Origin of the sequence: Ulvibacter litoralis, assembly GCF_900102055.1 — a bacterium.
In the GTDB taxonomy this organism is placed as follows: Bacteria; Bacteroidota; Bacteroidia; order Flavobacteriales; family Flavobacteriaceae; genus Ulvibacter; species Ulvibacter litoralis.
The window spans coordinates 163,487-187,077 of sequence record NZ_FNBA01000004.1; the positions used below are offsets into that span (position 1 = coordinate 163,487).

Annotated in this window: 19 protein-coding genes; 5 read left to right on the top strand and 14 right to left on the bottom strand. The window is 36.1% G+C overall.

All coding sequences use genetic code 11. From position 1 onward, the window contains the following. Window position 1: 1 nt before the first annotated feature. Window positions 2–409 (bottom strand): hypothetical protein, encoded by a 408-nt coding sequence (locus BLQ00_RS13250; RefSeq protein ID WP_093144800.1) that lies wholly within the window; start codon window positions 407–409, stop codon window positions 2–4. Window positions 410–594: 185 nt separating this feature from the next. Here BLQ00_RS13250 and BLQ00_RS13255 point away from each other — a divergent pair, with 185 nt between their 5' ends. Further along, window positions 595–1,434: a CvfB family protein gene (locus BLQ00_RS13255; RefSeq protein WP_093144801.1), complete on the top strand. Its 840-nt coding sequence runs from the start codon at window positions 595–597 to the stop codon at window positions 1,432–1,434. A 37-nt stretch (window positions 1,435–1,471) separates the two neighbouring features. On the opposite strand, the gene BLQ00_RS13260 is transcribed toward BLQ00_RS13255, so the two are convergent. Together BLQ00_RS13260 and BLQ00_RS13265 are read right to left on the bottom strand one after the other, a co-directional pair. Continuing rightward, window positions 1,472–1,948: a hypothetical protein gene (locus tag BLQ00_RS13260; RefSeq protein ID WP_093144802.1), complete on the bottom strand. Its 477-nt coding sequence runs from the start codon at window positions 1,946–1,948 to the stop codon at window positions 1,472–1,474. Between the two features lie 36 nt (window positions 1,949–1,984). Then, window positions 1,985–3,106, bottom strand: coding sequence for a C1 family peptidase (locus BLQ00_RS13265; protein WP_093144803.1), 1,122 nt, complete (start codon window positions 3,104–3,106; stop codon window positions 1,985–1,987). Window positions 3,107–3,195: 89 nt separating this feature from the next. Here BLQ00_RS13265 and BLQ00_RS13270 point away from each other — a divergent pair, with 89 nt between their 5' ends. The 3 genes from BLQ00_RS13270 to BLQ00_RS13280 all read left to right on the top strand — a co-directional run bounded on the left by BLQ00_RS13270 (window position 3,196) and on the right by BLQ00_RS13280 (window position 5,071). Further along, complete coding sequence (locus tag BLQ00_RS13270; protein WP_093144804.1) at window positions 3,196–4,035, top strand: 1,4-dihydroxy-2-naphthoyl-CoA synthase; 840 nt, start codon at window positions 3,196–3,198, stop codon at window positions 4,033–4,035. A gap of 109 nt (window positions 4,036–4,144) precedes the next feature. After that, window positions 4,145–4,831 carry a hypothetical protein gene (locus BLQ00_RS13275; RefSeq protein ID WP_093144805.1) on the top strand — a complete coding sequence of 229 codons (687 nt, stop codon included), beginning with the start codon at window positions 4,145–4,147 and terminating at the stop codon, window positions 4,829–4,831. Then, on the top strand, window positions 4,832–5,071 hold the full coding sequence (locus BLQ00_RS13280) for a hypothetical protein (protein ID WP_093144806.1): 240 nt from the start codon (window positions 4,832–4,834) through the stop codon (window positions 5,069–5,071). Window positions 5,072–5,189: 118 nt separating this feature from the next. Here BLQ00_RS13280 and BLQ00_RS13285 read toward each other — a convergent pair whose 3' ends face one another. From BLQ00_RS13285 to BLQ00_RS13335, 11 genes are all read right to left on the bottom strand, one after another. Next, window positions 5,190–5,828 (bottom strand): SDR family oxidoreductase, encoded by a 639-nt coding sequence (locus tag BLQ00_RS13285; RefSeq protein ID WP_093144807.1) that lies wholly within the window; start codon window positions 5,826–5,828, stop codon window positions 5,190–5,192. Window positions 5,829–5,966: 138 nt separating this feature from the next. Continuing rightward, window positions 5,967–7,631, bottom strand: coding sequence for an asparagine synthase B (gene asnB, locus BLQ00_RS13290; RefSeq protein ID WP_093144808.1), 1,665 nt, complete (start codon window positions 7,629–7,631; stop codon window positions 5,967–5,969). Window positions 7,632–7,902: 271 nt separating this feature from the next. After that, entirely contained in the window at window positions 7,903–10,317 is a 2,415-nt protein-coding gene (locus tag BLQ00_RS13295) for an alpha-ketoacid dehydrogenase subunit alpha/beta (RefSeq protein ID WP_093144809.1), read from the bottom strand. A gap of 97 nt (window positions 10,318–10,414) precedes the next feature. Then, complete coding sequence (locus tag BLQ00_RS13300) at window positions 10,415–10,642, bottom strand: hypothetical protein (protein ID WP_093144810.1); 228 nt, start codon at window positions 10,640–10,642, stop codon at window positions 10,415–10,417. A gap of 21 nt (window positions 10,643–10,663) precedes the next feature. Further along, the gene (locus tag BLQ00_RS13305) at window positions 10,664–13,477 is read right to left on the bottom strand and encodes a gluzincin family metallopeptidase (RefSeq protein ID WP_093144811.1); all 2,814 of its coding nucleotides are present in this window, start codon (window positions 13,475–13,477) and stop codon (window positions 10,664–10,666) included. Next, complete coding sequence (locus BLQ00_RS13310) at window positions 13,474–14,649, bottom strand: T9SS type A sorting domain-containing protein (protein ID WP_217629433.1); 1,176 nt, start codon at window positions 14,647–14,649, stop codon at window positions 13,474–13,476. Before BLQ00_RS13310 ends, BLQ00_RS13305 begins: the two co-directional genes overlap by 4 nt. Before the next feature lie 100 nt (window positions 14,650–14,749). After that, the gene (locus tag BLQ00_RS13315) at window positions 14,750–15,436 is read right to left on the bottom strand and encodes an LOG family protein (protein WP_093144813.1); all 687 of its coding nucleotides are present in this window, start codon (window positions 15,434–15,436) and stop codon (window positions 14,750–14,752) included. A gap of 34 nt (window positions 15,437–15,470) precedes the next feature. Continuing rightward, window positions 15,471–18,302 (bottom strand): excinuclease ABC subunit UvrA, encoded by a 2,832-nt coding sequence (uvrA, locus tag BLQ00_RS13320; protein ID WP_093144814.1) that lies wholly within the window; start codon window positions 18,300–18,302, stop codon window positions 15,471–15,473. Window positions 18,303–18,384: 82 nt separating this feature from the next. Continuing rightward, window positions 18,385–19,398: a hypothetical protein gene (locus BLQ00_RS13325; RefSeq protein ID WP_093144815.1), complete on the bottom strand. Its 1,014-nt coding sequence runs from the start codon at window positions 19,396–19,398 to the stop codon at window positions 18,385–18,387. Window positions 19,399–19,703: 305 nt separating this feature from the next. After that, complete coding sequence (gene ggt, locus BLQ00_RS13330) at window positions 19,704–21,410, bottom strand: gamma-glutamyltransferase (RefSeq protein WP_093144816.1); 1,707 nt, start codon at window positions 21,408–21,410, stop codon at window positions 19,704–19,706. Next, the gene (locus BLQ00_RS13335; RefSeq protein ID WP_093144817.1) at window positions 21,407–21,991 is read right to left on the bottom strand and encodes an acyl carrier protein phosphodiesterase; all 585 of its coding nucleotides are present in this window, start codon (window positions 21,989–21,991) and stop codon (window positions 21,407–21,409) included. Before BLQ00_RS13335 ends, ggt begins: the two co-directional genes overlap by 4 nt. A 192-nt stretch (window positions 21,992–22,183) precedes the next feature. On the opposite strand from BLQ00_RS13335, the gene glmM reads away from it, so the two are divergent. Continuing rightward, the gene (gene glmM, locus BLQ00_RS13340; RefSeq protein ID WP_093144818.1) at window positions 22,184–23,572 is read left to right on the top strand and encodes a phosphoglucosamine mutase; all 1,389 of its coding nucleotides are present in this window, start codon (window positions 22,184–22,186) and stop codon (window positions 23,570–23,572) included. Window positions 23,573–23,591: the final 19 nt, after the last annotated feature.

The window sequence follows — 23,591 nt, forward strand, 5'->3', positions numbered from 1 at the left end:
TTTAAGATTCTAAAAGCGTCGTTGCCCACTTTCTAGCAATCTCTAAGTCGGTGAAAATTTTAAAAGGTTTTTTGAAAAATATCTTTTCTAATTTGGCAGATTGTATGCCGTTTGGATTTGTATTTACAACAGCAATTCCCTTAAGTGTCGGTATTTTTTCAAGAATTTTATAATCAGTAGGATCTACCGAATACGAATTAATTCTGTGAGAGATATAAACAACGGGTCTTGTACCCATTATTTGTGATAACTTTAAAAGAGTGGGAAGCCCCGTTTTAAAAGAGATAAAAGTATCCTCCTTAGCTTCTAGCATTAAGATTCCTCCTGTAATATAAAAAGTACCTAGGTCCGTTTCTAGGGTCGTGGTAGTCTTTTTATCATTAAGTTGGTCAGGGGTAGTATTTGTCATAATGCTGGGGATGTAAGAATATTCTTCATAAAAATATGAAATATTACTTTAAATTAAAAATTATTCGACAAAACGCATGGAAAAAAAAGCTGTTTTGTAAATGTCCAGAATTCTATGCGCTACGCCCTTTCTTTTGATACGTATATTTAGTATTATTTTTACGTCGGAAAGTGTATCTTTGCAGTATGATAAAAATTGGTGAATATAATACGCTTACAATACTTCGAGAGACCGATCCAGGCCTGTATTTAGGTGATGACGAAGAGAATGTCGTTTTGCTTCCGCACAAGTACAAACCTGAACATTTTGAGATTGATGACGAAATAGAAGTATTTGTGTATTTAGATAATGAAGAGCGTCCTATTGCTACAACATTAGAACCTTTTTTACAACTGAATACTTTTGGCTATTTGTATTGTAGTGATGTTACCAAATACGGAGCTTTCATGGATTGGGGCTTAGAAAAGCAATTATTTGTTCCTTTTAAAGAACAAGCAAGACCTATGAAGGCAGGAAGTTGGTATATTGTCTATTTATATATTGACGAACTTACACAACGTTTGGTAGGTTCTAGTAAAACCAATCGTTTTGTTCAAAATGACAATCTTACAGTTTCTGCTTTTGAAGAAGTAAATATCTTGGTAACGCACCTTACTGAAAAAGGGGCCAATGTGATTGTAAATGGTGTTCACAAAGGACTAATTTACATAGAAGATATTTTTGAAGACATTCGTACTGGCGATAGAACCAAAGCGTATGTAAAGAAGATTAGAGACGATAATAAAATTGATATTGTACTTCAAACTCCTGGTTATAGAAGTATTGAGCCCAATGCAAACTTTATATTAGAAGAGTTGCAGGCCGCTGGAGGATTTCTTCCTTTTCACGATAAAACCGATCCCGAAACCATTAAAAATGAATTAGGGATGAGTAAAAAGAGTTTTAAAAAGGCGATAGGGACTCTTTACAGAGACAAGCAAATTATTCTGAAAGAGGACGGTATCGAGATGGTTGTAGCAGAGTAAGCTATGTATCCTTAAAAATTTAAGTTCATTACAAATTCTAATACCCTCTTCGGAAGCGGTACGGAGCACAGCGTGGACAAATTCCAAAAGGAGGGCACGGATCTAAAATATCCAAACCTCGTACCTCAGAATAAACTGTATTCTTCACTTTTGATGACGCATCTGAAGTATACCCACTAAAACCAAATCTATTGGAGTCAACGGGTGCGATACTTAATGTTTTGTCTAAATAATTAGTACTTACCGTTACCGCATCCATCATATTCACAGGCTCCCAATAATTGGTAGCGCTTATTTTAATAGCATTTAATGTCGCAGCAAAAGTTGGAGTATTTTCTAATGTGAAGGTGCCAGCTTTTTCTGAAGGTGATCTTTTAACTTGAAAATCTTCATTGATTTGTGGAACATCAGGTAATGAAGTGGCGTTAATTGTAAAATAACGTGTATCAAAATCGAATTGCGCACTCGCTAAAAGTGGCAACAAAAAAACTACAATACAGATTATTTTTTTCATCTCCCTATTCATAACAAGAATTACACCAAAGATAGATTACAACTTTAATTTTTTAGCAATATTTTTTGGGATTGCATCTTTGTGTACCATAATGCTTATTGCTTTTAAACGCATATAGGCTTCACTAAAATAAACATAACCGTCATTTGCGATTTTTGTATCATCGGTTCCCCAGCTATTTTTTACTTTATAATAAGTCGTTCCTTTCTGATCTTTCAGCATTCCCGTAATATGCATTAAGTGATCGTCGGTGGTATCGTAGTTTTCAAATTCATCTTGGCGGTATTCTTGGGTCACAACCATTTCAGGATAGATTCCCTGTAACGCTTTAATGTTATTTTCTGAATCTTTCGGAACGACAGCTACACCATCTTTTGCAGAGAATGTACGTTCACTTACATCGCAATCCAATTCTACCGTAAATCCTTTCTGAAGGGCATTGTTAATTGTTTCCATCATTTCGTCTAAAGGGACATTATGCATGCTTCCATTGCTCCAGTTGTCGGGAATATTTAAGATAAAAGAACTGTAAAAAGGAGCTTGTGTAAACGAAGTGATAGTTTCATAAGCATCGGGATTAATTTTTGTCATTTCTCTAAATGAAGCAGGTGTGTATTGTTTTCCTTCGAACATAAATTGAGTCGTATTTTTCCCTAAATACACATCAAGTACAGCATCTACTGCCTTTGTCCAATTTTTACTAAGCTTTCGTCCAGGATTGTCAACATAGGTTTTAACCATGGCTTCTAATACGGCAACCATCTCAGCGTGGTTGTGATTTGTTTCTGAAGCAAATAAGCCGCTAAAGGCTTCTTGAGGAACCAATCCATACTCGCGTACCGAATTTAATACATCGTGTGCTAGACCTCCTTCACTAAATTGTGCTTTTCCTTGACGCATGACAAAGTTTTCTGCTTTTTTTGGGTAGGTATTACGAACGGTGTACATTTCAGAAAGATCAATGTTTTTTCCTGTCAGTCGAATAATTTCAGATTCTAAGAAGGAAGAGGTAGAAAAACTCCAACAGGTTCCTGTGCGTCCCTGACTTATGACTGGAGTTGTTTCAAGATCAATTTGTTCTGTAAAAACATAGGCTTCTTGAGCACGTACAGCGTTAAGTGTAAAAAGGATTCCGAAGAAAAAAAACAAGTACTTCATTCTATAAAAGGTGTTATTTCTGGCGCAAGACTACTGTTCTGGTTTGCGAGCCAAGATTAATTTATATCTTTGATGTAAATTTAATAAATATGAGTACACCTAATTGGAAAACTGTAAAAGAATATACAGATATTACCTATAAAAAATGTGATGGCGTTGCGCGTATCGCATTTAACCGTCCAGATGTTCGGAATGCCTTTAGGCCCAAAACAACCGCAGAGCTACTAGATGCGTTTCACGATGCGCAAGAAGATACAAGCGTTGGAGTTGTTTTGCTATCGGCTGAAGGACCTTCTTCAAAAGATGGTGTGTATAGTTTTTGTAGTGGTGGAGACCAAAAGGCGAGAGGGCATCAAGGATATGTTGGTGAAGATGGATACCATCGTTTAAACATATTAGATGTGCAACGATTAATTCGTTTTATGCCTAAAGCAGTTATTTGTGTGGTTCCTGGCTGGGCCGTAGGTGGCGGACATAGTTTACATGTTGTTTGTGATCTAACCTTGGCAAGTAAAGAGCATGCTATTTTTAAGCAAACAGATGCCGATGTTACTAGCTTTGATGGAGGATATGGAAGTGCGTATTTAGCAAAAATGGTAGGGCAGAAGAAGGCGCGTGAAATCTTTTTCCTCGGAAGAAATTACAACGCACAAGAAGCTTACGAGATGGGAATGGTAAACGCGGTGATACCTCATGATGAATTAGAAAGTACTGCTTTTGAATGGGCACAAGAAATATTAGCAAAATCACCAACGTCAATTAAAATGCTAAAATTTGCAATGAACCTTACGGATGATGGTATGGTTGGACAACAAGTTTTTGCAGGTGAAGCAACACGTTTGGCTTATATGACAGATGAAGCCAAAGAAGGTCGCGATGCTTTCTTAGAAAAAAGAAAACCAAATTTCGACAAAAAATGGCTGCCATAAAGAACTATTTATGAGTGGTTGTATACACTAAATATTTAGGTAAGAAAAAGCCTACTTTTAAGTATTTTTATTAAATTCGCACGCTACTCATTAACCCCCAAATGATACGTTGAATAAACTCGTTATTATATCTATTTCTTATACGCTATTAATTGTGTATGCTTTGGGGTATCTTTCAATAGCGTTTTTTGGAAATTATGGTTGGTTGCTATTTTTATTAGCTCCCTTTTTATTAGGTTTTGCTCCTTCTTTTGTAATATCTAATATAGAACCTGTTTCTAAAAAAAAGTCTTATGTTTTAGGGTTTACTTCTCTTTTTTTAGCTTGTTTGGGGCTTGTTGTTCTAGGTGTTGAAGGTTTAATATGTATTTTAATGGCTTCACCACTTTTTATAGCTGCAACTTTTCTAGGGATTCTTTTGGTGGATCGCATTAATATTCAAAAAATTAACAATCCTAGAATCATTTTATTAATTATACTAGCATATATTCTTTCTTTTTTCACACTTGATTACGTAAATGATACCAACCAATTAATACCTATAACCTCTAGCATTGTTATAGATAAACCAATTGAAACTATTTGGGAAGTAACAACCAATAATATAGAGATTTCTAAACCCGATTTATTTTTAGATAAATTTGGAATAGGCTATCCTAAGTCAATTACCTTTTTTAATAAAGGGGTGGGCGCTACTAGAGACTTTAATTTTTCTACGGGAAGTTATTTGCAATCTGTTACAGCATGGGATGCTCCTAATTTAATTTCTTTTGAAACAAAAAAGTCTCCTATGTAAATGATAGAGAATAACCCTTTTTGGGAAATTCATCCTATGCATTTAAATGGTTATTTCGTATCTGTACGAGGTGATGTAAAGCTTACTGAACTTTCAGAAAATAAAACAAAGGTCGAAAATATTACGTGGTATCGAATTCATATAACACCGATGTTTTATTGGAAATTCTGGGGAAATACAATTGTTAAAAGATTTCAAGATAGTTACCTTAAGTCGTTGAAAATTACTTCTGAAAAGTAAACGGATATTTTAACAATTTCTTCTTCGTAATGTTTAAGTATTTAAAATTAATTATTTAATAGGTTCATAAAAAAAGCCACCTAGGTGAGTAGGTAGCTTGTAATTGTAGTATCTAAGTTTATGAGCGGACTTGAAAGGAATTTACAGCTTTTTGAATAATAGTTTCTCCTGATAGAATTTCAAAGGCTTGATTTTTAGCAACGTTGTTTTCTAAACTTTCTACTAAAGTATGTGCAACATCCCAACGTGGTATTTCTCCGCGTGTATTTAACTTTTGGTCTAATTGAATTTTCCCAGTTCCTTCATTATTCGTTAAAGCACCTGGCCTAACAATAGTAAATGTAAGTCCGCTAATGTCCAAATACTGATCAGCGTTGTACTTTGCTTTAATATATTCTTTTAATTCGGTGGCTTCTTCTGGCTTATCGGCTCCCATAGAACTCAGCATTACAAACTTTGAGATGCGATCTTTTTTAGAAGCATCAATTAATCGTTTTGCGCCTTCCTGGTCAACATTAACAACATCTTTTCCTCCAGATCCTGCTGCAAAAATCACTTTATCTATTCCTTTAGTAGTTTGTGAAACATCTTTAGCCAGATCTCCCATAACGGTTTCTATTCCTTGCGATTCAAAGTTCTTTTTTTGATCCTCGTTCCGAACCATCGCAACAGGAGTATATTGATCTGAGTCTTTTAATATATTGACAATTTTAGTTCCGGTGGTGCCTGTCGCACCTGCTATTAATACTTTTTCCATACATACAAGATACTTAATATACTATGCGTAGAAATAGAGCTTAACTTCTTTTAACGTGCAATCTTCAAAGTTTTAAGATTGTTTAACAAAAAGAGGAGGTCGTTAAACCTCCTCTGTAAATGATTGAGCGAATTCTATTTAATAAGCTTCATCGTGTACGTTTTTTACAGCACGTCCGCTAGGGTCGTTCATGTTCTTGAAACTTTCGTCCCATTCCAAAGCAACAGGACTACTACAAGCGACACTAGGAACCGATGGTACACTCAATGCAGCAGCGTCACTCGGAAAATGTTCAGTAAAAATAGAACGGTAGTAAAACTCTTCTTTGCTGGTCGGTGGCTGAATTGGGAATTTGTAATGTGCATTGGCCAATTGTTCATCAGTTACTTCTGCATTTACCATTTCTTTTAACGTATCTATCCAGTTATAGCCAACGCCGTCGCTAAATTGTTCTTTCTGTCTCCAAGCAACGCTTTCTGGAAGCATATCTTCAAAAGCTTTCCGAAGGACCCATTTTTCCATGCGTTCGCCATTAATCATTTTGTCTTGTGGGTTGATGCTCATGGCGACATCCATAAATTCTTTGTCTAAGAAAGGGACACGACCTTCAATGCCCCAAGAAGCAAGAGATTTGTTAGCACGTAAACAATCGTACATGTGTAATTTGTCTAGTTTGCGAACATTCTCATCATGAAAATCTTTAGCAGTTGGCGCTTTATGGAAGTATAAATACCCTCCAAAAATTTCATCTGCACCTTCACCGCTCAATACCATTTTAATTCCCATCGCTTTAATAGCACGAGCCATAAGATACATAGGAGTGGAGGCACGAATGGTTGTAATGTCGTATGTTTCTAAGTGATAAATAACATCTTTAATCGCGTCAATACCTTCTTGAATGGTAAATTTAATTTCATGATGAATGGTGTCTAGGTGTTTGGCAACTTTTTCGGCAGCAGCCAAATCTGGAGAACCTTCTAATCCGATAGCAAAGGAATGCAATTGCGGATACCACGCTTTGTCTTGATCTTCACTTTCTATTCGTTTGTCTGAATATTTTTTGGCAATGGCAGAAGTAATAGACGAGTCTAATCCTCCCGATAATAAAACACCGTAAGGCACATCACTCATTAGCTGACGGTGTACAGCATCCTCTAACGCTTTACGAAGTTTTTTAATGTCGGTTTCATTTTCTTTTACCGCATCGTATTCCATCCAATCGCGGGTGTACCAACGTTTCAATTCGCCTTCAGTACTATCTAAATAATGTCCTGGAGGAAATAATTCAATCTTTGTACAAACTCCTTCTAAAGCTTTTAATTCCGAAGCTACATAAAAAGTTCCATTTTGATCCCATCCCATATACAACGGAATAATACCCATATGGTCACGAGCAATTAGGTAGGAATCTTTTTCTACATCGTAAATGGCAAATCCAAAAATCCCGTTTAGTTCGTCAAGAAAGGCATTGCCTTTTTCTTTGTAAAGCGCTAAAATTACTTCACAATCACTTTTTGTTTGAAACGCATACGTGCCTTCAAATTGTTTGCGTAATTGTAAGTGATTGTAAATTTCACCGTTTGCGGCTAGTATTAGGTTTTTGTCTTCACTAAATAATGGCTGTTTTCCAGAAGTTGGATCTACAATAGCCAAACGTTCGTGTGCCATTATCGCGTTCTCATTACTGAAAATACCACTCCAATCTGGACCACGATGTCTAATAGATTTTGACATTTCTAATACTTGAGGGCGCAAGGTCTCTGCTGTTTCTTTCAGTTTGAAGGCGCATACAATTCCACACATAATTTTTAATTTATAGTTCGTTTTTGTTAAAATTAGTTCAAAAAAAAACCGTCAAGTTAGGAAACTTGACGGTTTAGTATAGGGTACAAGCTTCTGTTACGTTAGACGATTATTATTAATGTTATTATTATTAAATACGAATTGTGACATAATACTTGATGTATCTTATTTGTTTTGGTAAATATTCAATAAAAAAAACATGGAATCCAAATTTTTATTGAATTAAATGTAAAATTATTGATAATTGTCCTTCTGAAACTATTTTAAACGATTAGCGTAACTTCGGAAAATTTACAGGATTTACTTCGTGCATCATATCGTACACTTTTTCAAAAATATCTTCGGTTGAAGGTTTAGAAAAGTAATCTCCATCTGTTCCGTAAGCAGGTCTATGTGGCTTAGCAGTAAGTGTTTGTGGCTTACTGTCTAAATGTTTGTATCCATCTTGCTCATCTAATAAGTTTTGCAAAATATACGCAGAAGCACCACCAGAAACATCTTCGTCAATGACTAAAACACGATTGGTTTTTTGAACACTTTTCACCATGTCTTTATTTAAATCGAGCGGTAATAATGATTGTATGTCAATTACTTCAGCGTCAATTCCAACTTGGTTTAACTCTTTAGCAGCTTCTTCAACCACACGTAAGGTACTTCCGTAGGAAATAAGAGTGATATCAGTTCCTTCTTTTATCGTTTCAACCAAACCGATTGGAGTTCTAAATTCTCCAAGGTTTGTTGGCATTTTTTCTTTTAAACGGTATCCATTTAAGCATTCAATGACCAATGCTGGTTCGTCAGTTTCAAGAAGTGTATTGTAAAAACCAGCAGCTTTCGTCATGTTTCGTGGTACTAAAATGTACATTCCACGTAGTAAGTGAATTAAACCACCCATTTGCGATCCACTATGCCAAATACCTTCCAATCTGTGACCACGAGTACGAACAATAAGCGGTGCTTTTTGTTTTCCTTTGGTTCTGTAACGAACTGTGACCAAATCGTCACTCATTATTTGAAGGCAGTACAAAATGTAATCCAAGTATTGAATTTCGGCAATAGGGCGTAGGCCTCGCATTGCCATTCCAATTCCTTGTCCGAGAATGGTAGCTTCTCTAATTCCAGTATCTGCAACACGTTGCTCACCGTATTTATCTTGCATACCCTCCAAACCTTGGTTTACATCGCCAATGGTTCCAGCATCCTCTCCAAAAATTAATGTATTTGGATGTTTTGTGAAAATAGCATCAAAGTTATCGCGTAAAACCAAACGGGCATCTACATCAGTTGCTTTGTCGTCGTAAGTAGGTTTAATTTCCGTAACGGTTGTTGCATTTTCTTTTGCTTCAGAATAAAGATCTGAGCTGTATTTTGGTTGAATGATTTCAAAATAGTTGTTAATCCAATCTTGAAGTTGTCCTTTTTCAGGAGAAGTTTCCGAAGCGACATAACGCAACGCCTTTCTCGTTGAAGCAGCAATCATTCTTCTATTTGGTTCCTTTTCAGCAGCCAAATCAGTTTTTAACTTTTCAATAAATATTTTATTAGAAGAACTTTCAGCTAAATTGCCTAACAAGGTAACAGCTTCTTGTTGTTCTCTTTTTTGAGGGGCTAAAAAGGCTTCCCAAGCGGCTTTTTTACCTTCTCTAACTTGCTTTTTGATTTGCTTTTCAATCTCACTAAGTTCTTCTTCCGTAGCCATGTCATTGGCAAGCATCCACATTCTCATTTGCACATTACAATCGAACTCAGATTCCCATTGTAAACGTTCAGGGCTTTTGTATCGTTCGTGTGAACCACTGGTAGAGTGACCTTGTGGTTGTGTAAGTTGTTGTACGTGAATTAAAACAGGAACGTGTTCTTCTCTTGCAAGTTTTCCTGCTTTTTGATATTCTTCGACTAATGTTGGATAGTCCCAACCATTAACGCGAATTATTTCGTAACCGTTTTCTGTTTCGGTACGTTGAAATCCTTTTAATACTTCGCTAATATTCTCTTTGGTAGTTTGGTGTTTTGCATGTACAGAAATTCCGTATTCATCATCCCAAACACTCATTACCATGGGTACTTGTAATACACCAGCAGCATTTATGGTTTCCCAAAATAAACCTTCACTTGTACTTGCGTTTCCAATCGTTCCCCAAGCAACTTCGTTCCCGTTGATAGAAAAATTGGTTTTATTTTCAATTCCTTTTACGTTTCTAAAAATCTTAGAAGCTTGTGCTAATCCAAGTAAACGTGGCATTTGTCCTGCTGTAGGTGAAATATCAGGACTACTATTGTATTGTGTGGTTAAATTTTTCCATGTTCCGTCATCATTCAAACTGTGTGTTGAGAAATGACCTCCCATTTGACGACCTGCGCTCATCGGGTCTGCTTCGATATCGGTATGAGCGTACAAACCAGCGAAAAATTGTTCAATATTTAATTTCCCTAAAGCCATCATAAAGGTTTGATCACGGTAGTAACCACTACGCCAATCTCCTTTTTTAAACGCTTTTGCCCAAGCAAGTTGAGGAACTTCTTTCCCATCTCCAAATATTCCGAATTTGGCTTTCCCTGTCAAAACTTCTCTACGACCCAATAAACTGCATTCGCGACTTGTTACAGCGATTTTATAATCGTTGAGTACTTCAGCTTTAAAATCGTCAAAAGATAATTCGCTATTTGTTTGTGGGTTTGTTTGCATAAAATTTGGAATAGTTTGGTATTGCAAAAGTAGCGAAAAACGCCTTGCCAAACAATGCTAAAGTTTTAAAGAATTCTTAATTTTTGGGGATATATTTTTAAGTATTCTTAGTAAAACTTATTATTTTGAGAATTACAATACGAATGAGTAAAACAAAAGGGGCTCCGTGGAATAAAAAATCAAACCAATCTTTAAACTCCATTCCGTGTCCGCCACCAAGAACCCATTTGAGTTTCCCCCAAACATGGGGTTCTGGGAAAAAGGGAGCTAGTCCTAATGTTAAACAGGCGATGCCTATAATTTGCCAATTGTTTATCAATTTCATTTTACTTTTTTCATTTGAAAATTAATACCATTCTCTCGTAAAAAGGCCTAATAATGTTTTCGGACTTAAAGTGACCGTGAATCGAACTTTTTCATCATAATTAGACAAACTAGGTTCAAATCCGAGGTTGGAGTAGATAGGGAAGTACAATTCAAAGTAATCTGCAACTAAGTTTACACGAATTCCGCTATCAAATACAGCTTTTGTTCCTATTCCTTTGTTATGAACTAATCCGACATCGCCATAGGCATAAATCCAACTCCAAATATTTGTACTGGCATTAATAGTAGTCATCCAACTGTCTGCAAAGGCAGGTGTTAGTTGTGATTTAAATCCTCCTTCAGAAACAATAAACTGCTGACTAAATAATCCTTGGTCTTCACTTCGTCCGTAATAACCGTATTCAAATAAATAATCGGTAGGTCTGTCTAATGCAAAATCGAAAAAATGCTCGTCACTTCCTGTGTCATTAAACAGAAAAGCTCCAGCAAATAATCGAACATTCAATTGTCGGTTGTTATTGAAAAGTTTTCGGTATTCTAAGGTTGCAAATAACTTGCTAAACTTGGAAGATATTTGGTAATCGGCGACACCTCTAAAATAATTAATCAAATTGGGATTGCTATATACATATTGTGCGTTAAAAACACTATAGTTTGGCTCCTGATTGGGTTTTAAAGGATCTTCATCTCTATAAACATTCACATTTTTAATGTTTATAAACTGCTTCTTATTGTTTCTTAAATCGTTTTCTCTAAATGAAAATGTAATAAAAGGCGTGAACTTTTTATAAAACAAGTCTTGATCGTAAGAGTAATAACTTCCCGAAAAACCATAACGCATAGAGTATAAATTTTCGGTGTCTAATCGTTGGGTATAAACAATAGATCCACTTCCAATTAAGTTTTTTGAACGAAATCCAAATTGCGGTTCTACTTTGTAATGAATTCCCTTAGGTAGGACCGTCTTGTTGTACAACTTCAATCCTGCCGAAACACCATCGTACAAATTGTATTCAAAAATTGGCATGAAGAATAATTGATTGTAATGTGGGTCTTCTATATCTTGAAAGATTCGAAATTGAATTGGTCTATTCAGCAAGCCCTTAACTTTTTTGTAATTATTCCGAAGGTTGTATTCAGGAATAACGCTTTCGTAGTTTAAAGCTAATTTCCGAATATCGGCAGCGGCAATAGTAACAGAAGTAGTATCGATAAAAGGCGGTATCCATTTTTTTGAAATCACTTCCTTTTTATTAATACCAAATAAAGGAACAGGAAGGGTACTATTGTTTAAATTTTTAACCTGAACACGCAGCGAATCGCCTTGTTTTTTTATCTTTTTTATTTTGAAATCGATTGTTTTTCTGGAATCTACGTAATCTTCAAAAAACCAATTTACAGGGAGTGTTGTGTTTTGTTCGATAATTTTCTGAAAGGAATCGGAAGTAGTCGGCTTTAGTTTGTTTTCAGTATAAAACTGAGCAATACTTTTTGAAAGCACTTCATCTCCCAGATAATCTGAAAGGTATTGTAATCCTTGTCCGCCGTAATAACTATTCGCAATGTTTTTGTTGAACTTTAGTAAGGAATCCTTCGGAAGAGTTAGCTTTTGATGTAAATTATTGCGTGCCATATTTAGATACAGCAGCGGATACTGGTCATTAAACTCTAAATCGGCGCCATGTGCCCATTTAATAATCCAAAAATCGCTTAGGTTTCCTATAATTTTCATTTTAGGATAATACGTATCTACATACTCCATCATCAGGTAGATCTGAAGCGCACCCGACAACCAATAATCGTCACGAGGATGAAGGTTTAAAGTATTTTCGATGTAGTTTCTCGATATGGTCTTAAGTTGTTCCATATCGTATTCAAATCCGTCAGGAAACGGGCTGATAAAATTGGGCAACTGATTTAATCCATACACAGGATTCTTTTTGTAATCTACTTCGCTAATCACCATTTTTTCAAAAGGATACTCTCCCAGTTTTTCATCTAAAAAATGTGCGATTCTATCAATAACGAGCGCTCTAATTGGAGGCGTTATTTTTTTGTCTTGCAAATTGGTTACGATAGCGAGTTTATCGGTTTCAATTACTTCAAAACTTGGTTGCTTCTCTAAATACAGAATTACCCTTGAACGATGATTTCCTTGTAGTGTTGTTGTTTTATTTTCTTCGGAAATTGTTTCAGAAATAACATCTAAGTCGGAAGTAAGCGTATATGTTTTTGGGGTATGAAACGCAACCGAAAAGGTAGAAGGAGTTAGGTATAAATCGTCAGTGTTTTTATTACTATACGCCTCCCATTTTTCAGTATAAACAGCAGGCGAAAGGTACCAATATTGCAAGTTGTAGTCGTTTTGATTGGTAACTCCATACCGTGTAAACTTATCGTTTGGAAGCTTTACAGTGTAAGTACATGTAAACGTATAACTTTCATTTGGTTGTAACGGATTATCTAATGTAATCTTTAAAATGTCTGCGGCGGCACCTCGTTCCCAAGGCAATGGTGAGTTGGTTTCGTTAACAATTGTTTCAATCGTTGTTTTTCCTCGGTTTTTATCTTTTTCAAAATGAAATGAACTGTCGTAATTTTCAGAAAATCGTTTTCCTAAAGGTGTTGTTTTACTGCTGAAGCTATTCGCCCAATCGTTTAGGTAAATTTCGTTTAAAACAGTATTGGACGTATTAAAATATTCAATCTGTTGTGTGATTGCAATCGAATTTGAATCTGGTAGTAAAGTAGCTTCAATAGTTATTCGATGTTGTGCATGCAAAAGCCCCGACAACAAAAATAATAGGAGTACTAAGTTGTTTTTCTGCTTCAAGAAGTCTTTAAAAATTTAATTGGATTTCCCAACGATTGGTTATTTTTTAGGTAATAAACTCCGTTGGTTAGGTGTGAGACATTGATTAATCTGGTTTTAGAAGTACTAGCAGGTGCGGTTAGTACATTTTGACCTAACGTATTGTAAATGGTAAATGATACAGTTTCAGAAATAGTCGGCGCTATTTGTAGCCTTAATTCATCTACAACAATCGTATTTTCAAGTTCTATTTGAAGGGTTGTTGCTTCAAATTCCGAAGTACTTAATACAATTTCTTTATTTGTCTCTAACTCCATTACAACGGGTAAATGGTCACTCATATTGTAAATATTGTCCCGAGTTGTTTGATCAAAAACGCCTATGCAATCTACATTATTAATATTTTGATTGTAGCAGTTTCCGTTGTTTCCGTAAGCTTTATACGTGTCAGGTACATAGCGAAGTTTCGGATCGGTTTGCATATTTTCAGAAATCATTATAAAATCAAAACGATCATCTAAACCACCACCAGCTCCTGCGCCAAAAGGCCCTGAACTTGTTCGTGTACTCTGTGTATGAATATCTTGAAAGCTTGTATTAGAACTCCACGATCCTGGGCGATTAATAGGATCTACCAATACAATAGCGTTGGTAGGATCTAGTATTTCTTCGTAAGCAGGTTCAGTCGCTCTGTATAAATTAAAATCTCCAGAGAAGATTACAAACGAGTCTGGATCAATATTCGCAAAATGGTCTGTAAGTTCTGTTACCATGTTTAAACGAAGCGTTTGGTTGGCAGAGCCTTGACTCGATTTTAAATGTGTTACATATACTTCAATCAATACAGGATCTGTGCCTTGATCTTCCGTATTCAATCTCAGTACATACCGATTAATATCGCGAACTTCGGTAGGAATTACTTCAGAATAGACAAGCGTAAACATGGAGCTTCTGTAATATAGCATTTGCTGTAAATCTGTATCTGAACTGGACTGATTTAAAACAAAAGGAGCCGCCGAATAATTCGCGCCTTCGTCATTAAGTGCGATGTTTAGCACTTGATCTGAACCATTCTGGCTCTGTAACTCGCACACCATAAAAATATCGGGTTCGTAGTTGTCGAGAATGTCTTGAAGTAGGATAGAACGATCCCCAGGCAAGAATCTTGGAAATTCTAATAAATTATAAAACATAGTTTTAATCGTGTTTTGCGCAAAGGTTTGGCACACACTAAAGACTACTGCTATAAATAATAGTTTTTTAAACATTGCAGGGGAGTTGTTAGGTTCCTTATTAAAAGTTCGGACTTAAATTATATTCTTTGTAGAAATCGTCTAAAATAGCTAAGACTTCATCTTCCGTATCTACTAAATGTACTAAATCTAAATCACCTTCGCTAATGTTTCCTTCAGCAAGCAATGTTCCTTTGATCCAATCGAATAAACCGCCCCAAAATTCTCTTCCAACTAGAATAAGCGGAAATTTATCAATTTTATGTGTTTGTATTAAGGTAAATGCTTCAAAAAACTCATCCAAAGTTCCAAAACCACCAGGCATGACCACAAACCCTTGTGAATATTTTACAAACATCACTTTCCGAACAAAAAAGTAATCAAAATCAATACTTTTATCACTGTCAATATACGGGTTGTCATGTTGTTCAAAAGGAAGGGTAATGTTTAAACCTACAGAGGTTCCTCCAGCCAAGTGTGCTCCTTTATTTCCAGCTTCCATAATTCCAGGACCACCACCTGTAATTACACCGTAGCCGTGTTCTGTGATTTTTTTAGCAACACGCTCTGCTAATTTATAGTATTTATGATCTGGTTTGGTTCGTGCCGATCCGAAAATAGAAACACAAGGACCAATCCGGCTCATTTTTTCATATCCATTTACAAATTCTCCCAAAATTTTAAAAATAGCCCAAGAGTCATTTGTTTTTACTTGATTCCAATTTTTAGGTGTTGTTTCGTCTCTCATTATAAGCGTTTTCTTTTCTATGTATGCTTTTAGGCTAAAGTAATTCTTTTTTAAGGAAACTTGCCGTATAGCTTTTTTTGTTTTTAATTACTTCTTCGGGAGTACCTTTTACCAATACTTTTCCTCCATTTTTACCGCCTTCAGGACCAATGTCTATGATATAATCTACTGTTTTTATAACATCTAAATTGTGTTCAATAATCAGCACTGTATTTCCTTTATCGACCAATTTATTAAGCACTAACATAAGCACTCTTATGTCTTCAAAGTGTAATCCTGTGGTAGGTTCATCTAAAATATAAAAGGTGTTTCCGGTGTCTCTTTTAGACAATTCAGTTGCCAGTTTTATACGTTGTGCTTCTCCTCCAGAAAGTGTGGTAGATTGTTGTCCGAGTGTGATGTATCCCAAACCAACATCTCGAATGGTTTTTAATTTTCTAAAGATCTTCGGAATCAATTCGAAATAGCCACAAGCTTCTTCAATAGTCATTTCAAGGACATCGTATATCGACTTGCCTTTGTAGCGAATTTCTAACGTCTCACGGTTGAAGCGTTTTCCTTGACAGGTTTCACATTCTACATAGACATCCGGAAGAAAGTTCATTTCAATTACGCGCAAACCACCTCCTTTACAGGTTTCACACCTTCCGCCAGCCACGTTAAAACTGAAACGTCCCGGTTTATAACCACGGATCATCGCTTCAGGAACTTTGGCAAAAAGGCTTCTTATTTCTGAAAATACCCCTGTATAGGTCGCAGGATTTGAACGAGGCGTTCTTCCAATGGGCGACTGATTAATGTCAATGACTTTATCGAGGTGCTCTAAGCCTGTAATTTTTTTATACGGCATTGGTTTTTTTACACCGTTGAAAAAATGTGCATTTAAAATAGGGTAGAGGGTTTCATTAATCAACGTAGATTTTCCACTTCCTGAAACGCCTGTGACACCAATCATTTTTCCTAAAGGAATCTCGATGGACACATTTTTTAGGTTGTTTCCCGTTGCGCCGGTAAGTTTTAAGGTTTTTCCGTTGCCTTCTCTTCGTTTCTTCGGAATTTCAATGGCTTTCGTTCCATTAAGATAGGCAGCGGTTAAGGTATTGTGTTTTAGTATTTCTGAAGGTGTGCCTTCCGAAACAATCTCTCCACCATGTTTTCCTGCAGCAGGACCGATATCAATTACATAATCGGCATGCTCTATCATGTCTTTGTCGTGTTCTACCACAATAACAGAGTTACCAATGTCTCGTAACGAAACTAAGGATTGAATCAATTTCTCATTATCGCGTTGGTGTAATCCGATACTTGGTTCGTCTAAAATGTATAAAACACCCACCAGCTGCGAACCAATTTGTGTCGCCAATCGAATACGTTGTGCTTCTCCGCCTGATAATGACTTAGAACTTCGGTCTAATGCTAGATAGGTTAATCCAACATCGACTAAAAACTGAAGCCTTGTGCGTACCTCTTTGATGATTTCTTGTGCAATTTTTAGTTGCGTCTCAGAAAGATCTTTTTCTAGATTTTGAAACCAAGCTGCAAGCTCGATCACATCCATATGAGCGAGTTCGGCAATGTTTTTACCGTTAACTTTAAAGTATAACGATTCTTTCCGAAGGCGTGCTCCATTACATTCCGGACAATTTACTTTGTCCATATACTCTTTCGCCCAACGTTGTAATGATTTCGATTCGTTGGTTTCATAAGTGTTCTGAAGAAAATGTACGACTCCTTCAAATTCAATTTTATAATTTCTGGTAATTCCGAGAGTTTTCGACTCAACGTCAAATTTTTCATTTCCGCCGTAAAAAATAACTTCCTTGGCATTTTTCGGAATACTTTCAAAAGGGTCGCTTAGTTTAAATTGGAAACGTTCGGCAATTAATTCTAGTTGCTTAAAAACCCAATTGTTCTTTTGCGGTCCTTGTGGTGCCAACGCACCTTGTTTAATTGATAGTTTTGGGTTGGGAACAACCTTATCTATGTTCACTTCGTGTAATTGCCCCAATCCTTTACAGTGTGGACACATTCCTTTAGGCGAATTAAACGAAAAGTTATTTGGTTCTGGGTTAGGGTAAGAGATTCCACTTGTTGGACACATCAACTCCCGACTAAAAAAACGGACGTTGTCGGTTTCATTGTCTAATACCATAAGTACGTTGTCTCCATGATACATCGCTGTCACAATGGTTTCGGACAAGCGTTTGTCGTTATCAGAATCTTCAGAAATTTTAAGACGATCAATTACAATTTCGATATCGTGATTTTTATATCGGTCAATTTTCATTCCCTTCACGATATCTTTTACGACACCATCAACACGTACCTTCAGAAAGCCTTGTTTAGCGATTTGTTCAAATAATTCGCGGTAATGTCCTTTTCTAGAACGTACGACTGGCGCAAGCACACTAACTTTTTTATCTTTAAAATGGGTAAGAATAAGTTGTTTTATTTGTTCGTCGTCGTAGCTCACCATTTTCTCTCCCGTATTGAAACTATAGGCATCACTAGCTCTGGCATAAAATAGACGAAGAAAATCGTAAATCTCGGTAATGGTACCAACGGTTGATCTCGGACTACGACTAGTGGTTTTCTGCTCGATGGCAATTACGGGTGATAATCCTTCAATTTTATCAACATCTGGACGCTCTAAGCTTCCTAAGAATTGGCGAGCATAAGCGGAGAAAGTTTCTATATAACGACGTTGTCCTTCAGCATAAATAGTATCGAAGGCTAACGAAGATTTTCCGCTTCCTGAAAGCCCTGTGATAACTACTAATTTCTCTCTTGGAATTTTTACATCAATGTTCTTAAGGTTGTGTACTCTAGCCCCTAGAACTTCAATACAATCTTCATTTTTTGTCATAGCTTGCAAAGGTACTCAATTGCAATGAAAATTTTAAACGAGACAAATACCGATTGTATTATTTTTATCTTAAAATTGATTGTTATTTTTTGAGTTCACTAGTTAAGAAATAATAAAAAGTAGTTGTGAGGAAAAACAGGCAGCTTACTACAAGCGATATACTTACAATAAGAACCAATATTGGAAGGTTTAATAGTAAATATAATAACGGAAACAATACACCAAAAACAGTTAACATGATAAAAATACAATAGAAATACTGCATGAGTTCAGACATAGAACCTTTACGGGTTTCTTGATCGTTATGTAACATAGGAATTACGTCTTTACTCATGTATTCTCCTAATTTTGAAAGGAATACTTCGTTAAATGAAGAATCTTCAAATATAGTGCTATCAATAGTATTTGCTAATGTCATTATTTTGTTTTGATGCCTCTCGTAAACGGCTTCAATGTTTAATGCATCTTTGTACGTTCCAAATTTATAACCAAAGTAATACCATAAACCAGCACCACTTTTGTGTTCTAGCCACTTTTCGACGATATCTTTGGAATAGTATTTAGGAAAGCTAATATTGGCAACTATTTTTTTGTCCTTCGGACTCGTCATTAGAAGGGATTTCATCTCTAAATATAAATTCTTTGTATCGGCGAGACTTTTGTTTTCTTGCAAAAATTCGATGGCTAGCTTCGACTTTCCTTTGTAAAACTCTTTAACCTCAAAAAACGAAAGGTCTTCAAACTCTTCATCAATGTATTCCCTTACTTCCGGAAGCCACATTTTCGATTGTACCAAAAGCTCGATAATAGATCTGAAATCGTGCATTTTCTGAGTAGCTTTTCTGAAGTCACTATTTTCAGTTATTTTCGGTTTTTTCTGAATAACAGCTACTGCTGCTAAATAGATCATAATGATTGTAGCTAAAAACCCACTAATACCAATTAAAACTGTAGTTAAGTTTGATAGTTGCTCGTTATAAGAAAGAATCTGATCCGATTTTTCCCAAAGCAGATAAATTAAACCAATACAAAGAAGACCACTACAAAGTAGGGGGATACTAACAATCAACTCTTTGTGAAAAGTTTTCTTTCTCATACTTCAATTTCAAAAAAAAGCAAAAAAAAGCATGACTCAATATAAAATTGAATGCATAGATATAAAACGTTACAAGAGTATTCTAATTGGAGGGAATACGGGGAAGTATAGAAGTTATTATAGACTTTTTTTGGTTTAAAATGATTGCTTTTTTTCTAGTGCTTTAAATGGGGTTTGTTCTTTTTCTCCAAGAGCACTATTTACCAAATATTAGAATAATTATTGAATAGATGTAGTAATTTACTTACAAATCGATGTGAAGCCTGTCATTTTCGATGAACGACCTATTTTAAGAAGTGTGATGATTAAAATCCTATAGCAGTATCATCTCCTCGTTTATCTGCGCCCCCTTCTAGATTTCCATTTGGAAGCACTAGAATTCCGTCAACTTTACCAATAACAGGTGCGTTTTCTAAATCGGGAGTATATCCTTTTTGAAGGAGTGTGTCTATGGTTTCCTTCGGAAAGGAATTAGGTTCAAACAATACAGTGTCTGGCAACCATTGATGATGAAAACGAGGCGCGTTAACCGCTTCTTGAATGTTCATATCATATTCATACACATTTAGAATGGTTTGAAGTACTGATGTAATAATTGTTGAACCTCCGGGAGTTCCGACACTCATCCATAACTTACCATCCTTTTCAACCAATGTTGGTGTCATAGAGCTTAGCATTCGTTTATGTGGTGCAATGGCATTTGCTTCTCCGCCTATGAGTCCGAACATATTGGGTTCCCCAGGCTTAGCGCTAAAGTCGTCCATTTCATTGTTCAGAAAAAAACCAAGATCTTTTGAGTATAGTTTAGATCCGAAGGCAGCATTCAGCGTTGTTGTTACGGCAATAGCATTTCCAAACTGATCTATAATAGAATAGTGTGTTGTTTCAGTGCTCTCGTATCCTTGAATTGTTCCGAAGGAAACGGAAGAGGAAGGAGTCGCTTTGTCAAATGAAAAATCATCCATTCTCCCTTTTAAATACTGATCGCTAATAAGGGTATCTACAGGAATCTCTACATAATCAGGATCTCCTAAATAGTGACTTCTATCTGCATACGCACGGCGTTCGGCTTCGGTAATCACTTGAATGGCTTTTACACTATTGTGACCATACTCTTTTAAAGGATAAGGTGCTATTGATTTTAATATTTGAGCAAGGCATATTCCGCCACTAGAAGGTGGAGACATGGAGATAATACGTAAATCTTTATAATCGAAAACAATAGGTTCTCGCCATTCTGCTTCATAAGCGTTAAGATCTTCTAAGGTGATGATTCCATTTTTGGATTGTAAAAAAGCGACTAATTTTTTTCCAGTCTCCCCATTGTAAAATTCCGAGCGACCTTCCGAAGAAATTCGACTAAGGGTATTTGCTAACGCGATGTTTTTAATGGTGTCGCCGGCTTTATGAGGTTGTGTGTATAACGAAGGCTCTCCATTTACTTGTTCAAAAATAGGTCCATATTCTATAAAACGATCTGCTTGTTGGGGCGTAATAACATAGCCTCTGTTTGCTAATTCGATAACAGGTTGTATCAATTCCTCAATGGGAAGGGAGCCTAGTTTTTCATGCACGGCAAAAATACCGGCGATCGTTCCAGGAACTCCAACGGCCAATCCTCCAATTTTACTTTTTTCTTGTATATAAGTTCCATTTTCATCCAAATACATATCTTTTTTTGAAGCCATTGGTGCTTTTTCACGATAATCTAAAGCGCCAATTTCTCCGTATTGTGTTCTATAAACCATAAAACCGCCGCCTCCTAAGTTACCCGCATAGGGATAAGTAACCGCCAATGCTAACTCGGTTGCTACCATGGCGTCAAAAGCGTTTCCTCCGCTTTCCATAATATCACTTCCTATTTTTGATGCTTCTTCGCGCGCAGAAACTACCATCGCATTTTGAGTTATAAGTCCGTTAATAGGAAGGGTAGGAGCTACAGGGGATTGTTTTATCGATTCTTTGCAAGAGAGGCACAATGCAATGGTTGCTATAAATAAAACGTGTTTCATAATGATTTTAATTTGTTTTCAGAAAAGTCAATTAATTCAGAAAAAAAAGAAGTGAATTCAGTTTCAAATTCGGTGTAGTATTTTTCAAGCTCGATAACGGCAAAATTCATTTTAGAAATCCCTTTGGTACGAACATTCATTTGATCTAATATGTTGCTTATTCCAGGAACTGTTGCGTAGCTCAATAACCAATTGTCGGCCATCATGTAGGGCATCATTCGCTGAATACGAGTAGGGAGTATTTCAAAATTTACGCGAAGTAACTCATAAAAATCCTGTATATATTCATCTAAAGGCTGCGGATGGTATTTACTCCAATTTTTTGCTAAGTAATGATCATATAGAATATCTACAATTACACCACTGTAATGTCCGTAGTTTTCGTGCAAGCGGGCAGTGCTTTTTCGCACAGTAGGATGCTGGTCTGTATAGCTGTCTATCCCTCTGTGTAAAAGGATTCCTTTCTGAATGCTTTCGGGGTATTTCAGGTACTTTTTGCCTTTAATTCCGTCCGCAATAAAATTGCCAATTGTAACTCCTTCATCGTTGCCGGAAAGGTAAATGTGTGCTAAAAAATTCATTCAATAAATATATGTATTTTTAAGCGTTTAAACTTCCAGATTGAATAGATTACCAAAACATTAATTTTAATAGTTATTCAACTATACTAGTAATTAATGCGCATGGCTTTATTCTAACCCTTATATTTGCACAGATTTCATATATTTTACTAGGAAACCTATTTTTTAAGAAAGAAAAACAAGATTTAGAAAATGACTTTAATAAAATCAATTTCAGGAATACGTGGTACCATTGGTGGTGCTCAAGGAGATAATTTAACCCCAATAGATGCAGTTAAATATGCTGCGGCTTACGGAACATGGGTAAAACAACAACGAACAAAGGAAGAGTATCGAGTAGTCGTTGGGCGTGATGCACGAATTTCGGGGAAAATGGTTCAAGAACTCGTCATGCAAACCTTGGTAGGAATGGGGATACATGTTATAGATCTTGGGCTGTCTACAACTCCAACCGTTGAGGTTGCTGTGGCATTAGAGCATGCAGATGGAGGTATTATTTTAACAGCGAGCCATAATCCAAAACAATGGAATGCTTTAAAACTTTTAAATAGCAAAGGAGAATTTTTAAATTCAGCTGCAGGACAAGAAATTCTTGACATTGCAGAAAAAGGAGATATTACGTTTGCTGAGGTAGATGATTTAGGGGAAATTTCGATTAATGATGCGTACATCGATTTGCATATTGATGAAATTTTAAACCTTCCATTAGTCAACATTGACGCAATTAAAAAGGCAAAGTTTAAAGTGGTTGTAGATGCCGTAAATTCAACTGGAGGAATTGCAGTGCCGTTATTATTAGAAGCATTGGGTGTAGAAACAGTAAAATTGTACTGTACTCCAAACGGTGAGTTTCCACACAATCCAGAACCATTAAAAGAACATCTTTCAGATCTAATGGAACTTGTAGTAAAAGAAAATGCTGACTTTGGATTGGTAGTAGATCCAGATGTAGATAGATTGGCCTTTGTAGATGAAAAGGGAGAGATGTTTGGCGAAGAATATACCTTGGTTGCAGTAGCTGATTATATTTTGCAAAACACCAACGGAAATACAGTTTCAAACATGTCTTCTTCTCGCGCATTACGAGATGTGACGAAGAAGCATGGAGGTGTCTATACGGCAAGTGCTGTAGGAGAAGTAAATGTGGTTGAGAAAATGAAAGAGACAAATGCTGTTATTGGTGGTGAAGGTAATGGAGGAATTATCTATCCTGAACTTCATTATGGAAGAGATAGTCTGGTAGGAATTGCTTTGTTTTTAAGTTATTTAGCCGATATAAATATTTCTGTTAGTCAACTTCGGAAAGAGTATCCTTCTTACTTTATGAGTAAAAAGAAGATCGAGCTTACACCACAATTAGATGTGGATGCAATTTTGAGTGAAATGGCAAATAAGTATGCTTCCGAAGAAATTAATTTAATTGATGGTGTAAAAATAGATTTTGAAAAAAATTGGGTACATCTTCGAAAATCCAATACTGAACCAATCATACGTATTTACACGGAAGCGCTGTCTCAAAAGGAAGCAGACTCCCTAGCCGATAGGGTAATAGGAGAAATAAAGATGGTTGCAAATCTATAAGTTTTAGTTATTTTAGCGT